This is a genomic window from Thiohalocapsa sp. (assembly GCF_019695415.1).
Taxonomy (GTDB): Bacteria; Pseudomonadota; Gammaproteobacteria; order Chromatiales; family Chromatiaceae; genus Thiohalocapsa.
On the sequence record NZ_JAIFKJ010000531.1, the window covers coordinates 1 to 13105 of the forward strand.

9 protein-coding genes are annotated in these 13105 nt (G+C 69.3%); 4 read left to right on the forward strand and 5 right to left on the reverse strand.

Annotation, left to right across the window (positions count from 1 at the left end; genetic code table 11):
• The first annotated feature begins 70 nt into the window (after positions 1-70).
• Positions 71-1957: a DNA topoisomerase IV subunit B gene (gene parE / locus I6U14_RS14715; RefSeq protein ID WP_296900270.1), complete on the forward strand. Its 1887-nt coding sequence runs from the start codon at positions 71-73 to the stop codon at positions 1955-1957.
• A gap of 199 nt (positions 1958-2156) precedes the next feature.
• Positions 2157-3287 carry an FIST N-terminal domain-containing protein gene (locus I6U14_RS14720; RefSeq protein ID WP_296900271.1) on the forward strand — a complete coding sequence of 377 codons (1131 nt, stop codon included), beginning with the start codon at positions 2157-2159 and terminating at the stop codon, positions 3285-3287.
• 10 nt (positions 3288-3297) lie between these two features.
• Here I6U14_RS14720 and I6U14_RS14725 read toward each other — a convergent pair whose 3' ends face one another.
• From I6U14_RS14725 to I6U14_RS14735, 3 genes are all read right to left on the reverse strand, one after another.
• Positions 3298-6363, reverse strand: a complete 3066-nt coding sequence (locus I6U14_RS14725; protein WP_296900272.1) for an SMC family ATPase — start codon at positions 6361-6363, stop codon at positions 3298-3300.
• Between the two features lie 20 nt (positions 6364-6383).
• Positions 6384-7574 (reverse strand): exonuclease SbcCD subunit D, encoded by a 1191-nt coding sequence (locus I6U14_RS14730; RefSeq protein ID WP_296900273.1) that lies wholly within the window; start codon positions 7572-7574, stop codon positions 6384-6386.
• Positions 7575-7784: 210 nt separating this feature from the next.
• Positions 7785-8480: an ElyC/SanA/YdcF family protein gene (locus I6U14_RS14735; protein ID WP_296900274.1), complete on the reverse strand. Its 696-nt coding sequence runs from the start codon at positions 8478-8480 to the stop codon at positions 7785-7787.
• 383 nt (positions 8481-8863) lie between these two features.
• On the opposite strand from I6U14_RS14735, the gene I6U14_RS14740 reads away from it, so the two are divergent.
• The gene (locus tag I6U14_RS14740) at positions 8864-10726 is read left to right on the forward strand and encodes a M61 family metallopeptidase (protein WP_296900275.1); all 1863 of its coding nucleotides are present in this window, start codon (positions 8864-8866) and stop codon (positions 10724-10726) included.
• Between the two features lie 23 nt (positions 10727-10749).
• Positions 10750-11778 carry a bifunctional biotin--[acetyl-CoA-carboxylase] ligase/biotin operon repressor BirA gene (gene birA, locus I6U14_RS14745; protein ID WP_296900276.1) on the forward strand — a complete coding sequence of 343 codons (1029 nt, stop codon included), beginning with the start codon at positions 10750-10752 and terminating at the stop codon, positions 11776-11778.
• Positions 11779-11922: 144 nt separating this feature from the next.
• Here birA and I6U14_RS14750 read toward each other — a convergent pair whose 3' ends face one another.
• Both I6U14_RS14750 and I6U14_RS14755 read right to left on the reverse strand, forming a co-directional pair.
• Positions 11923-12561 (reverse strand): hypothetical protein, encoded by a 639-nt coding sequence (locus I6U14_RS14750; RefSeq protein WP_296900277.1) that lies wholly within the window; start codon positions 12559-12561, stop codon positions 11923-11925.
• Between the two features lie 137 nt (positions 12562-12698).
• Positions 12699-13025, reverse strand: coding sequence for an SPOR domain-containing protein (locus tag I6U14_RS14755; protein ID WP_296900278.1), 327 nt, complete (start codon positions 13023-13025; stop codon positions 12699-12701).
• Between the last annotated feature and the right edge of the window lie 80 nt (positions 13026-13105).

The window sequence follows — 13105 nt, forward strand, 5'->3', positions numbered from 1 at the left end:
TTTCCGCAGCGCTGCGGCAGCAGCCGATGCACACAGGAACGGCGCATGCCCTAGGAGTATCGCTACGCCGATGAAAGGCACCTACGACGCCTCTGCCATCGAGGTCCTGAGCGGCCTCGACCCGGTGCGCAAGCGCCCGGGGATGTACACCGACACCACCCGCCCGAACCACCTGGCCCAGGAGGTCATCGACAACAGCGTGGACGAAGCCCTCGCCGGACACGCCACCCGTATTGACGTCACGCTGCATGCCGATGGCTCCTGCGAGTTCGCCTACGACGGCCGCGGCATGCCCTGGGACATCCACCCGGAGCAGGGTCTGCCCGGCGTCGAGGTGATCCTCACCAAACTGCACGCGGGCGGCAAGTTCAGCGCCGGCAGCTATCGCTTCTCCGGCGGCCTCCATGGCGTCGGCGTGTCCGTGGTCAATGCGCTGTCCAAGCACCTGGAGGTCTGGATCAAGCGCGGCGGCCGGGAATACAACATGGCGTTCGCCAATGGCGAGAAGCGCTCGGAGCTGGAGGAGTGGGGCTCGGGGGGTCCGGGCACCACCGTGCCCGGTTTGCACTTCTGGCCGGACCCCAACCTCGTCAGCGGCCCCCAGTTCGCCGTCCGGCAACTGACCCGTCTGCTGCGGGCCAAGGCCGTCCTCGGCCCCGGGCTCGAGGTGCGCTTTCGCGACGAGGCGAGCGGCGAGGAGCAGACCTGGTGCTACCAGGACGGTCTCAAGGACTACCTGCAGCAGGCCCTCGCCGATCTGCCCACGGTGCCGTCACCGCCCTTCGTCGGCAGCATGGAGTCGGAGAACGAGGCCGCCGCCTGGGCCGTCACCTGGCTGCCGGAAGACGGCGACCCGGTCAGCGAGAGCTATGTGAACCTGATTCCGACGGTGCAGGGCGGCACCCATGTCAACGGGCTGCGTACCGGGCTCACGGAGGCGGTGCGGGAGTTCTGCGAGTTCCGCAACCTGTTGCCCCGCGGCGTCAAGCTGGCGCCGGAGGACGTTTGGGCACGGGCGAGCTGGATCCTGTCGGTCAAGCTCATTGAGCCGCAGTTCTCCGGTCAGACCAAGGAGCGGCTGTCGTCGCGGGAGTGCGCGGCCTTCGTCTCGGGCGTCGTCAAGGACGCCTTCAGCCTGTGGCTCAACGAGCATGTGGCAGACGCCGAGCGCATCGCGGAGCTCGCCATCGCCGGCGCCCAGGCGAGGCTGCGCGCCGGGCGCAAGGTGACGCGCAAGAAGGTCACGCAAGGTCCGGCGTTGCCCGGCAAGCTCGCCGACTGCACCAGCACGGACCCGGAGCGCAGCGAGCTGTTCCTGGTGGAGGGCGACTCCGCCGGCGGCTCCGCCAAGCAGGCCCGCGACCGTGAGTTCCAGGCCATCATGCCGCTGCGGGGAAAGATTCTGAATACCTGGGAGGTGGACCCGGCGGAGGTGCTGGGGTCCCAGGAGGTGCATGACATCGCCGTGGCCATCGGGGTGGACCCTGGCTCGGACGACCTGAGTCGGCTGCGCTTCGGCAAGGTCTGCATTTTGGCGGATGCGGACTCCGACGGCGCGCACATCGCGACGCTGCTCTGCGCGCTCTTCTATCGGCACTTCCCGCGGCTGGTCGCGGAGGGGCATGTTTACGTTGCCATGCCGCCGCTCTACCGCATCGACGTCGGCAAGCAGGTCTTTTATGCCCTGGATGACGCGGAGCGTCAGGGCGTGCTGGACCGCATCGCCGCCGAGAAGCTCAAGGGTAAAGTGACGGTGCAGCGCTTCAAGGGCCTGGGCGAGATGAACCCGTCCCAACTGCGCGAGACCACCATCCACCCGGACACCCGCCGGCTGGTGCAATTGACGGTTGAACCCGGCGACGAGAGCGGCACCTTGATGGACATGCTGCTGGCGAAGAAACGTGCTGCGGATCGGCGGGCCTGGCTGCAGGCAAAGGGCGATTTGGCAGAGGTTTGATGATGGGTACGGAGTCCGGCGTAAGCGTGACGTTACGGCCCGGCCGAGCGCCACCCCACGGCTCTCCTGCGGCGCAGGCAGGCCGCCGATACCAGTAAAGCCTGTGATCAACGCTCAGACACGCCCCGTACTCCGTACTCCGTACTGTCGACATCCTCGTCGCCAGCCTCAAGCCACCACCCAGATTTAAGGTAGCACCATGACCTCTTTCCCCTACGCTCACGCTGCTGCGGACGATTGGCGCGACGCCTTGTCGCACGTGGTGGACGGCTTCGGCCCCCTGCCGAGCCCGCGCCCCGGCATGGACCGGCTCGGCTTCCTCTATGTCACCGACGCCGTGAATCCGTATCTGGACGAGGTCGTGGCGATGCTCAGCGATGCCACTGCGGTGGACCACTGGGTGGGCGCCACGGGCATCGGCATCTGCGCTACTGGTGTCGAGTACTACGAGCGGCCGGCGATCGCGGCCATGGTGGCAGAGTTTCCAGCGGACGCGTTTCGGGTCTTTCCCGCCGTCACCGAGGATCTGTCCGCCTACGATGCCATGCAGCAGCGCTGGCTGGGCAACGCCGAGCCGTTTCTCGGCCTGGTGCATGGCGATCCGTCCAACCCCGCCACCGAAGAGCTTATCGCGCAGCTCGCCGCCCGCACTGCCACGGGCTTCCTGGTGGGTGGGCTCGCCAGTGCCCGCGAGGAGGCAAGGCTGATCGCAGACGGCGTCACGCAAGGCGGCCTGGCCGGCGTGATGTTTACCGAGGCGGTAGGCGTGCAGACCAACCTGAGCCAGGGCTGCTCGCCCATCGGCCCGCATCGGACCATCACCGAATGTCGACGGAACGTCCTGGTGACGCTCGACAACCGTCCCGCGCTCGAGGTCTTCAAGGACGATATCGGACCGGAGTTGTCCCAGGACATCGCACGACTCGGCGGGACGATTTTTGCCGGGCTGCCCATCCCCGGGTCGGATACGGCCGATTATCTGGTGCGCAACCTCATCGGCGTGGACACCACGCAGAAATTGCTCGCCATCGGTGATCTGGTGGAGCAGGGCAGGGAGGTCATGTTCTGCCGCCGCGATGCCGACACCGCCCGTGAGGACCTTGCGCGCATGCTGGCGCACCTCAAGTCCCGCCTGGACGGCCCGCCCCGCGGCGGCGTCTATGTCTCCTGCCTCGGCCGCGGCGCCAATCTGTTCGGGGACGACTCCGAAGAGCTGAAGCAGATCCGCGATCAGCTCGGCGACTTCCCCCTCGTGGGCTTCTACGCCAACGGTGAGATCTCCCGTGACCGCCTCTACGGTTACACCGGCGTCCTGACGCTCTTTACCTGAAGCAGCGCCCTCATGGCAGCACAAACCCCGCCGTGCTGCCGCTGCGCCCGGCGGTGACCTCCAGGCGGACGTCGATGCGCTCTTTCAGCTCCGGAACATGTGAGATGACACCGACGATGCGGCCGCCGCGCTGGAGGTCGATGAGCGTGTCGACGGCGAGCTCCAAGGCCTCGGGGTCGAGGCTGCCGAAGCCCTCGTCGATGAAAATGGCGTCCAGCCGCACACCGCCGGCGTAGGCCTGCACGGTCTCGGCGAGCCCGAGTGCCAGGCTCAGTGCCGCCTGGAAGCCCTCGCCGCCTGAGAGGGTGGAGACGGGGCGGGTCAGGCCGGTGTAGCCGTCCTCTACGATGAGGTCGAGGCCGCCGAGGCTGCGGCGGTCGCCGGCCTCGGTGCTGCGAAGGAGCCGATAGCGACCTCGGCTCATGGCGAGGAACCGCTCGCTGGCCGCTCGCAGCACGTCGTCCAGCAGGGCGCCGAGAACGAAGCGCTGGAAGGACAGGCGGTGCGGGTTGTCGCTGTTGGCGACGTCGGCGATTCGCCCGGCGACGGCGTAGCGGCCTTCATTGTCGTCGAGCGCCTTGGCCACCTCGGTGAGCTGGCCGGCCAGCCCGGTCAAGCGCTGGCATTCGGCGGCCGAGCTGCTCCGGGTGGTTTCGGCCTGCTCGCGGGCGGCGGTGGCCTGCTCGGCGGCGCGGGTGAGTGCGGTCAGGTCCGGTGCGGTGAGTCCTTGGGCTGCGGCCTCGGCGTTGGCCAGCGTGGTTCGGGCAGCCGCCACCGCATCTTGGTGGGCGCTGATGTGCTGCGCGAGCGCCGCCTGCTCGGTCTGATCGCGGCGGGCGTCGGCGAAGTCGGCGTCGCAGACGAAGCCGGCGTCGGTGCGGCGCTGCTGCCATGTGGCTTCTGTGGTGGCGAGTCGCGTCTCGGCATCGGCGAGCTCCTGCGCAAGGGTCTGCTGGCGGGTCTCGGCCGCGGCCTGGGCCTGCGTCGTGCGCTGGGCGGTGGCGCGGGCGTCGGTGAGGGCCTGCTCGGCCTGCGTGAGCTGCCGGCGGCGGTCCGCGAGGGCCTCGCGCAGGGCCTCCGGGGCCCGCCATTGCTCCGGGATGCCGGCGCTGCGCTCGTGCAGGCTGCGCTCGGCGGCTGCCAAGGCCTCGCCGGCCTGCTGCTGTGCCCGGCGGGCGTGCTCCAGTGCCCGCTCGTCCTCGATGATGCGCTGCTCCAGCATCGCCCGCTCGGCGTCCAGGCGTTCGAGGGCTTCGGCCGCGTCCTGGGCCTGAGTCAGCTCGAGACGCAGGGCATCCAGGGCTTGGTCCAGGTCTGCACTGCCGTGCTTGGCCCAGTCCCCCAGGGCATCGGCCAGGCCGGTCGCCTCGGCGTCGGGCTGGGCAGTTTGCTGGCGCAGCTCCGCGAGCCGGCGGCGGGCGGCGTCCAGGGCCGACTCAGCCTGGGCTGTGCTGGACTTTGCGGCGTTCAGCGTCGGCTCGTCCGGGATCTCGGCGTCGCCGAGGGCGGGCGCCGGGTGGTCTGTGGCGCCGCAGACGGGGCAGGGGGCGCCCGGCTCCAGCGCTGCGGCCAGGTGCTGCGCCTGACCGTCGCGCCAGCGCCGCAACAGCAGCTCGTGTCGGTCCCGGGCGGCTTGGAGCGCTGCGGTAGCCTGGGCTTCCGATTCGGCTGCGGTGCCGAGCTGAGCCGCCAGTGTGGCGCGGTCTGCGTCCACCTGCTCCAGGCGGCGACGCCGCTCGGTTTGCTGCCTCAGCTCCGCGAGCCGGCCCGTCAGCAGCTCGCGGCGGGAGGCGGGCTGCGCCAGCTGCTCCCGGCGGGTCTGGGCGTCCCGCAGGGCCTGTCGAGCGGCGTCGGTGGCGCGTTCCGCCTGTCGCAGCCGGACCGTGGCCTGCTCGGCGTCCCGGCGGCTGGAAGCGGCTGCCGTGCGCGCCTCGGCGAGGGCTGTGACCTGGGTCTGCATAGCGCTTAGCCGATGGATCTCGGCGCGCAGGGCATCTCGGGTCGGCTCCTTCTCGGCCTCCTGTTGCAGGGCCGCAGCTGCCTGCTCGGCCGCCGTGCGCGCCTGCTCGGCGTCGCCGGCGGCGGCTTGGCGTGCCTGTGCCAGCCGGCGCTGCTCGTCGCGGCGACCGGCGAGCTGGGTGTGCAGGTCGCGGAGTCCATCGGCGCGCTGGGCGGCGTCAAGCTCCGCCGCCTGGGCGTCGACGCGGGCCTGCTGGGCGAGCAGCTTATCCAATGCCGCACGGGCTTTCGCAACGGCCTCCAGGCGCTCAGCGGCGGTGCGCCCGGCGTCCAATGCGGCGCGTGCCTGCTGCTCCGCCGTCTTGCGGGTCTGCACGTCCGCGTCCAGGCGCGCCAGCTCGGCGCGGAGGGCGTCGATGCGTGCGTCAAGGTCCGGCTCCGTTTCACACTGGCTCTGGCCGAGCAGGATACCGCGACGGATACGCAGCTCGTCGGCGGCCTTGCGGATGCCCTCGGCATGGGCCTTCAGTGCCTGCTGGATGTCGGCGAAGCGCTCGGTGCGGAACAGTGTCTGGAGGATCTGCTCGCGCTCGCGGGCGCCGGCGGTGAGCAGCTCCCGAAAGCGGCCCTGCGGCAGCAGTACGACTTGGCGGAACTCGTCACCGCGGAAGCCCACCAGGGTCTCCACCTGCTCGGTGACCTTGGACCAGCCGCTGGCCAGGACGCGGCCCTCGTCGTCTGGGCCGGTGGCGTCGGTGCGCTCCCAGAGCGTGGCGGCGGCCGGCTCGGTTGTGGTACCGCTGCCGCGCAGCTTGGCGCGCTCCTGCCGCGGCACCCGGTGGATGCGATAGCGCCGGGGGCCGATGGCAAACTCGAGCTCGACCTCGGTACGCTCACGGGGGTCCGCCTGCTGGCTGCGCAGCTGCTCAGCGCTGCGCTCTTCGCCAGATGAGGCACCGTAGAGGGCGAAGGCGATGGCGTCCAGCAGCGTGGTCTTACCGGCGCCGGTGGGGCCGGAGATCAGGAACAATCGCTGCTCGCCGAGCTGTCCGAAGTCGAGCGATTGTCGGGCGACAAAGGGGCCGAAGGCCTGCACCTGGAGCTTGAGCGGGCGCATGGGCTAGGGCTGAGCGGCTTTCATGCGTCGGCGCCCGGCGCGCCGCTCCGGTCAGCCGGTGGCACAGCCGCCTCGCGCTCTTGCCGGCGCAGCCCCGCCAGCACCTCGTGCAGTACGGCCTGTTGCTCGGGTGTCAGGGCGTCGCCGGTGACCTCGCGAAAGAAGTCGGCGAACAGGTCCTCTTCACCGCGGGCGATCTGCTCGGGGCTCGGGCCGCGGCTGTCGCCGCCCGTCGTCAAGCTTGGGCGCTCCAGGTGCAGCGCGTTCGGGTAGACCTCCCGCAAACGGCCCATAGGGTCCAATAGGGCGCCGGTGTCGAGCAGGCGGAACAGCAGGTAGTCGTCGGCATGCTCGCCGGCTGCCGGGCCCCTGAGCAGGTCGCCCAGATGCCCCTCGACGATGCGCAGGTCCCGCCGGGGTGTGAGCGGGATGCGCTCGATCCGCGCACCGTCGTCGTCCAGCTCCACCAGGCTGACCGACTTGGTGTGTGTGGCCTCGGAGAAGCTGTACTTGAGCAGCGAGCCCGAGTAGTGCACCCGTTCCGCCACCGCCTGAGGCCGGTGCAGGTGCCCGAGCGCCGTGTAGTCGAAGGGCGCGAAATGCGCCGCGGTTACCTGCCCAGCACCGCCGACGCTCAAGGGTCGCTCGGAGTCGCTGACCGCGCCGCCGGTGACGAAGCAGTGGCCGACGGCAATGTTCGGCACGTCGTCGGGCAGTGTACCGAGCCGCCGCACCAATGCACCCAGGGCGGCGTCGTGGCTGTGCAGGTCGGGCTCCCCCAGGTGCTCGCGCACCTCGGCCGGCTCGGCGTAGGGGAGTGGGTGGAAGCGGGCGCTGCCGGCGCGGCCTGCGATCTCGATGGGCCGGGTGTGAGCGCCGAGTGGCCCGCGCAGGAAGCAGCGCCGCTCCTCCATCAGTGCGGCACCGAAGCCAAGGCGCTCGGCGCTGTCGTGGTTGCCGGCGATCAGAACCACGGCGAGCTGCAGGTCCAGCGCGATGCGCTTCAGCGTCTCGTCCAGCAGCCGCACGGCATCCGCCGGCGGCACGGCCCGGTCGTAGACATCGCCTGCGATGATCAGGGCGTCGGCACGGGTGTCGCGGGCGATGTCGAGGAGCTGGTCCAGCGCGTGGGCCTGGTCCTCCAGCAGAGAGACGTTGAAGAAGATTCGGCCCAGGTGCCAGTCGGCGGTGTGCAGCAGGCGGAAGGGCATGCCTCGGCAGGCTGGCTTGGCGGTGTGGGTGGCGTTGCAGCTCGGGTGCCGGCGTTCCGCTGATGATAGCGCGGCGAGCGGAATGGCGCAGGGGTTACGTGCACGTGCTGAGTGGCAGAGGCTTCCTCGCCGCGTGTGCCGGGTGGCGGTGGGGTTCGGGCGGGGGCGTGGTGGTGACGCTGCTTGCACGGACTGGGGTGGAAGTAGGGCTCAGACCGGGGCGTCGGGGAGCGCGCGCAACCGGACCGTTTCCGGCTCGCCCAGGAACTTGGGCGCTCGGCCGATGATGACGTCCAACACCGCGGCGACCCGGGCCAGGACTTCCCGGGCGCGGACCCGCATCACACCTGGGTGCTCCGGATCCGCAGCGGCCAAGCCGCTGGCGTCCAGTCCGAAGTGGCGAGCAAGGAAGATCGCCCTCTCGGCATGAAAGCGCTGACTGACGACGATGACGTGCTCTTGACCGAACACCTCCTTGGCGCGGATCACCGAGTCGAGCGTGCGGAAGCCCGCGTAATCCAGCGTGATGAACTCCGCCGGGACGCCGGCGGAGATCAAGTCCTCCTGCATCGCGATGGGCTCGTTGTACCAGCGGGTGGCGTTGTCGCCGCTCACCAGGATTGCCTGCACCTTGCCGCTGTGGAAGAGCTCGGCGGCGGCCTCGATGCGGGCTTGGTAGAACTGGTTCGGGCGGCCGGCCATGGTACGGCGCGCAGTGCCGAGCAGCAGGGCCACGGGCTTGGCTTCCACCTGCTTCACGTCGTCGGCCACGGCGTGGGCCGTGCTGGCGGTGATCATGGCGTCGATGGCGGCAGGCACCGCGGCGATGAGCGCCAGTAACCCCGCCGCTCCAAGCAGCGCCAGCCGCAGGCGTCTGGCGCCGCGTCGCCGTGCACGCGCGGCCACGGGCGGCCGGCTGGTCGCTGGCTCTGCGGACACCGATTCCGATGCGGATGCCGACCATGGCGAGCGCGCGTCGGCATCGGGTTGCATTTGGGACGGCTCAGACACGGAGCATGTCCTTCGAATTCCGACATTCGCGGGGCGATGCTTGATTGTAGACACAGAATTGTGTGCGACTTCCAGCTTTTCAGAGACCAATGCCCCGAAATCGTGCTGGTGTGCTGAGCAGGGACAGTGGCTTGGTCAGCGTCGCCGTCAGGGAGTCCCCGACCTCAGCCCACTGCGCAGGCGGCTCGGCGGCCCCATCTGTTAGCCTCCTGAGTCAGCGTCCGGGCGCTGTGTGCGCCGGCCCACCACTGCCAGACGTCGAGCCGATCAACTGAACCATGCCTGATAACGCGCCCATCACTTACCGCGTCACCCCGGTCCGACCGGCCGCCCATGTCTTTGCTGTGGAGCTCGCTGTGCCCGATGCCGGCCCGGAGCCGGTCACGCTGTCCTTGCCCGCCTGGATTCCAGGCAGTTACATGATCCGGGACTTCGCGCGGAACATCGTCGCCATTGCCGCCGAGCGCGCCGGGGCGCCGGTGACCTTGGAGAAGCTCGACAAGCAGACCTGGCGGGCACCCGGGGGCGCCGGCGAGCTGACGATCCGTTACGAGGTCTACGCCTGGGAGCTGACGGTGCGCTCGGCGCATCTCGACCGGACCCATGGCTACTTCAATGGGCCGAGCCTGTTCCTGCGGGTGCATGACCGCGACCGGGAGCCTTGCCGCGTCGAGCTGCTGCCGCCGGCTGACCCGGCGTGCGGCGACTGGAGCGTCGCCACCAGTCTGGCGCGGGCTGGCTCCCAAACGGGGCAGACCAGTCGCTGGGGATTCGGTACCTTCTGCGCCGATGACTACGAGGATCTCATCGATCACCCGGTGGAGATGGGCCGTTTCGACGTCATCGCTTACAAGGTCCGAGACGTGCCGCACTGGATGGCGGTGAGCGGGCGCCACCGCGCCGATCTGACGCGCATCGCCGCGGACCTGGCCCCCATCTGCGAGGAGCACGCGGCCCTGTTCGGCGAGCTGCCAGCGGATCGATATCTGTTCCTGACCCAGGTGGTGGGCGACGGCTACGGCGGGCTGGAGCATCGCTTTTCCTCCAGCCTGCTTTGCAGCCGCGACGACCTGCCGGCGCAGGCATTGGATACGACACCCAAGCCGGAGGACGCGCAGGCCCAGGGCGACTATCGCAAGTTCCTCGGGCTTTGCAGCCACGAATACTTCCATCTCTGGAACGTGAAGCGCATTCGCCCGGCGGCCTTCGTCGAAGGCGGCCTCGAGCGTGAGGTGCATACCCGCCTGCTCTGGGCCTTCGAGGGCATCACCTCGTATTACGACGACCTCGCGCTGGTGCGCAGCCGGCGCATCGACGCTAAAGGCTACCTGGAGCTGCTGGCGGAGACCATCACGAAGGTACTGCGCAATCCAGGTCGCTTACGGCAGACCGCGGCCGAGTCCAGCTTCGACGCCTGGACCAAGTTCTACAAGCAAGACGAGAACGCACCGAATGCCATCGTCAGCTACTATGGCAAAGGCGCACTCACCGCCCTCGCGCTGGACCTGACCATCCGCCGCGACACCCACGGCAGACGCTCATTGGACGACGTCATGCGCGCCCTCTGGGAGCGGCATGGCCGCACGGGCGTCGGCGTGGCGGAGCGCGGCATCGAGGCCCTGGCGGCAGAGGTCACGGGGCTCGATCTGGGGCGCTTCTTCGACCAAGCGCTGGACAGCACAGAGGACCTTGACCTGCCCGGGCTGCTCGCCACCGTCGGCGTCGCCATGCGCCTGCGCCCGAGCAACGGGCCTAAGGACTTCGGCAATGTGGCGGATACCTTTGCGGCCATCGAGCCTGTCAGTGATGTAGGTCTGCGGCTTGCGCCGGGCGGCGAGGGCAAAATCGGCGTCGTGCTGGAGGACCGCCCGGCGCAGCGGGCTGGGCTCGCCGCCGGCGACGTGATCATCGCCATCGACGGACTGAAAGCCGATGGGCATGGCGCCGGCAAGTGCCTACGCGCGCTGCCTATTGGCCGGGAGGTCATCGTGCACGCCTTCCGTCGCGATGAGCTCATGACCTTCCGTCTCACGCCGACGGCGGCGCCGGCCGACGTCTGCGAGCTGCGACTGGACGACGACGGCCCGAGCGAGGTGCTGGAACAGCGCCGCGCTTGGCTTTCGAGCGTCGCCGGCGGCTGAGCCTTCCGGCACGCGTTCGCCTCATGCCTGGGCAGGCCGCACAGACGGCGCAGCGGCGCCGGCGGGAGATCCTGTGCCTGCTCGCCGATGGTGAGCTGCATTCCGGTGCCGAGCTGGCGTCGCGCCTCGGCGTCAGCCGCGCCGCCGTCTGGAAGGCCCTGCGGCGGGCCGCCGACGAGCTGACGCTGGAGATCGATTGCCTGCGAGGGCGGGGCTATCGGCTGCGCCGGCCGCTGGAGCTGTTGGACGCGTCGCGTATCCGCGCCGGACTGTCGGCACCGTCCCGGGCGCAGCTCGCGGACATCGAGGTGTTGGACGCCGTCGACTCCACTAACGCGCAGCTCATGCGAGCCGCCGGTCACGGCGCACCGGCAGGGCGCGTCTGCTTCGCCGAGCGGCAGCTCGCAGGGCGCGGACGCGCGGGCCGGGGCTGGGTCTCGCCCTTCGGCAGCAACATCTATCTATCGATTCTCTGGCGCTATCCGCTCGCACCTGCTGAGCTCGGCGGCTTGAGTCTCGCCTGCGGGGTCGCCGTTGCATGCACACTGCGTGACAACGGTGTCGGCGAGATCGGTCTCAAATGGCCCAACGATCTTCACTGGCGCCGGCGCAAGCTGGGCGGCCTATTGTTGGAGGTGGCGGGCGAGTCCCAGGGTCCGAGCCATGTCGTCGTAGGGGTTGGCGTCAACCTGCGCCTCAGCGAGGCCGAGGCGGCGGACATCGACCAGCCGTGGGCGGATCTCGCGACTGTCCTGGGCGGCGCCATGCCCGGGCGCAACGCTCTGGCCGCGGCGCTGGTCGATGGGCTGCTGCAGGCGCTCGCACATTTCAGGACCGCAGGCCTCGCCCCTTTTCTGGACGACTGGCACAGGCTGGATGCCTACGTCGGCGAGCCGGTTGCGCTCATCATGGGCGAGCGGCGCATCACCGGCGTCTGCGCCGGTGTCGCCGCCGACGGCGGTCTGATGCTCGACACCGCAGAGGGCCGTCGTACCTTCCACGCGGGTGAGGTCAGTCTCCGGCCGGCCACAGATTCGTCAGCCGCCCGCTAACTATTACAGGGACAGTATATATAATTCAACGCGGGCCTCGCGTACTTCACCCATCGGGACACCACGCATCGATCGGTGCCGCGTGCTCGGTCATTGCCTGCGGCCGGTCATTGAGTTAAGTATACTGTCCCCCAGATTTTTGGGCTAGGGTTGGCTCGGCTCCGGTATGGATTCGACAGCCTCCGCGGGGGGGTTGCCCGTCAGGACACCAGGATCTTGGCTGGGCAGGGGGCCGATGTCGTCGATACCGGCGCCGCTGTCGCCCTCGATCATGGCTTCCACGGCCTCGGGGTCCGCAGCCGGCAGCTCATCGAGATTCTGCTGGCGGGCGGTGTCGATGTCTTGTGCGGCGATGGCATCGGCGGGCTCGGCAGGGCGGCCGTCGCAGCTTGTGTTGAAGCAGGTGTTGAGCTGCCTGACGATGCAGCCGGTGGTAGGGATGTTGGCGTCCGCCGCCGGGTATTCCTGCAGCAGGAGATTCATGAAGGCGTCGTTGGAGATGTCGCCACGGTAGAGCCGACCCGTGAGCTGGCGAAAGGTGGTGTCGCTCCCGAGCAACGTCGCAACCGTCTGTCCGCCGACGAACTGATCACCGCAATGCTTACGGACGAGCGAGTGGAAGCCCTGCTCGGTGGGCCCGCCGAAGGGGCTGCCGATGCTGTCGCGCAAGGCACCCCGCATCGGGTTGTCGGCGGCGCAGCCGCCGAGCATCAGCGCGAGCAGCGCGGCCGGCGCAACCGCGGTGTGGAGCTTGGATTTGCGGGCGGTGCGGCGGTACGGCATTGGCGGGTCTCTCGGAGCTGGTCTCTCGGGGCTGGTCTCGCAGGGCTAGTCTCACAGGGTTGGGTGCGGTCCTGGCATGGCTTGCCCATTGCGCCGGCGCGCAGCGCGCTGACGTGTTCTGCCGGCGGCGGACATCGCTATTGCGCGCGCATCATCATGGGCTTGTGGCCATTTTGTTGCAGCTTGGCGCGCACGGCGTTGGCGTCGGACTTCGCGTAGGCGCTGGTGCGCACTCTGTGATAAGTCTGGCCGCTGTCGATGGTGACGGTCTGGATAGAGGTCTGGATCCCGAGCAGCGCCAGCTCCGCCTTGAGCTTTTCGGCATCGCCACTGCGGCGGAAGGAGCCAACCTGCAGAAGGTAGCTGTTCGGCCCGGCGCTTGGGGCTGGTGCGGGCGCGGACTCGACCTTGGCGGTCTGGGCCGGGGGTGGGGTTTGCTGGCCCAGACCGCCCAGGTCGCGCACTGGCTCTTCTACTCATCTGACGCTGCCGACGACCTGGCCAGTGTCGACCCACGGGGGCCCCGTCACATATCAACACAAAA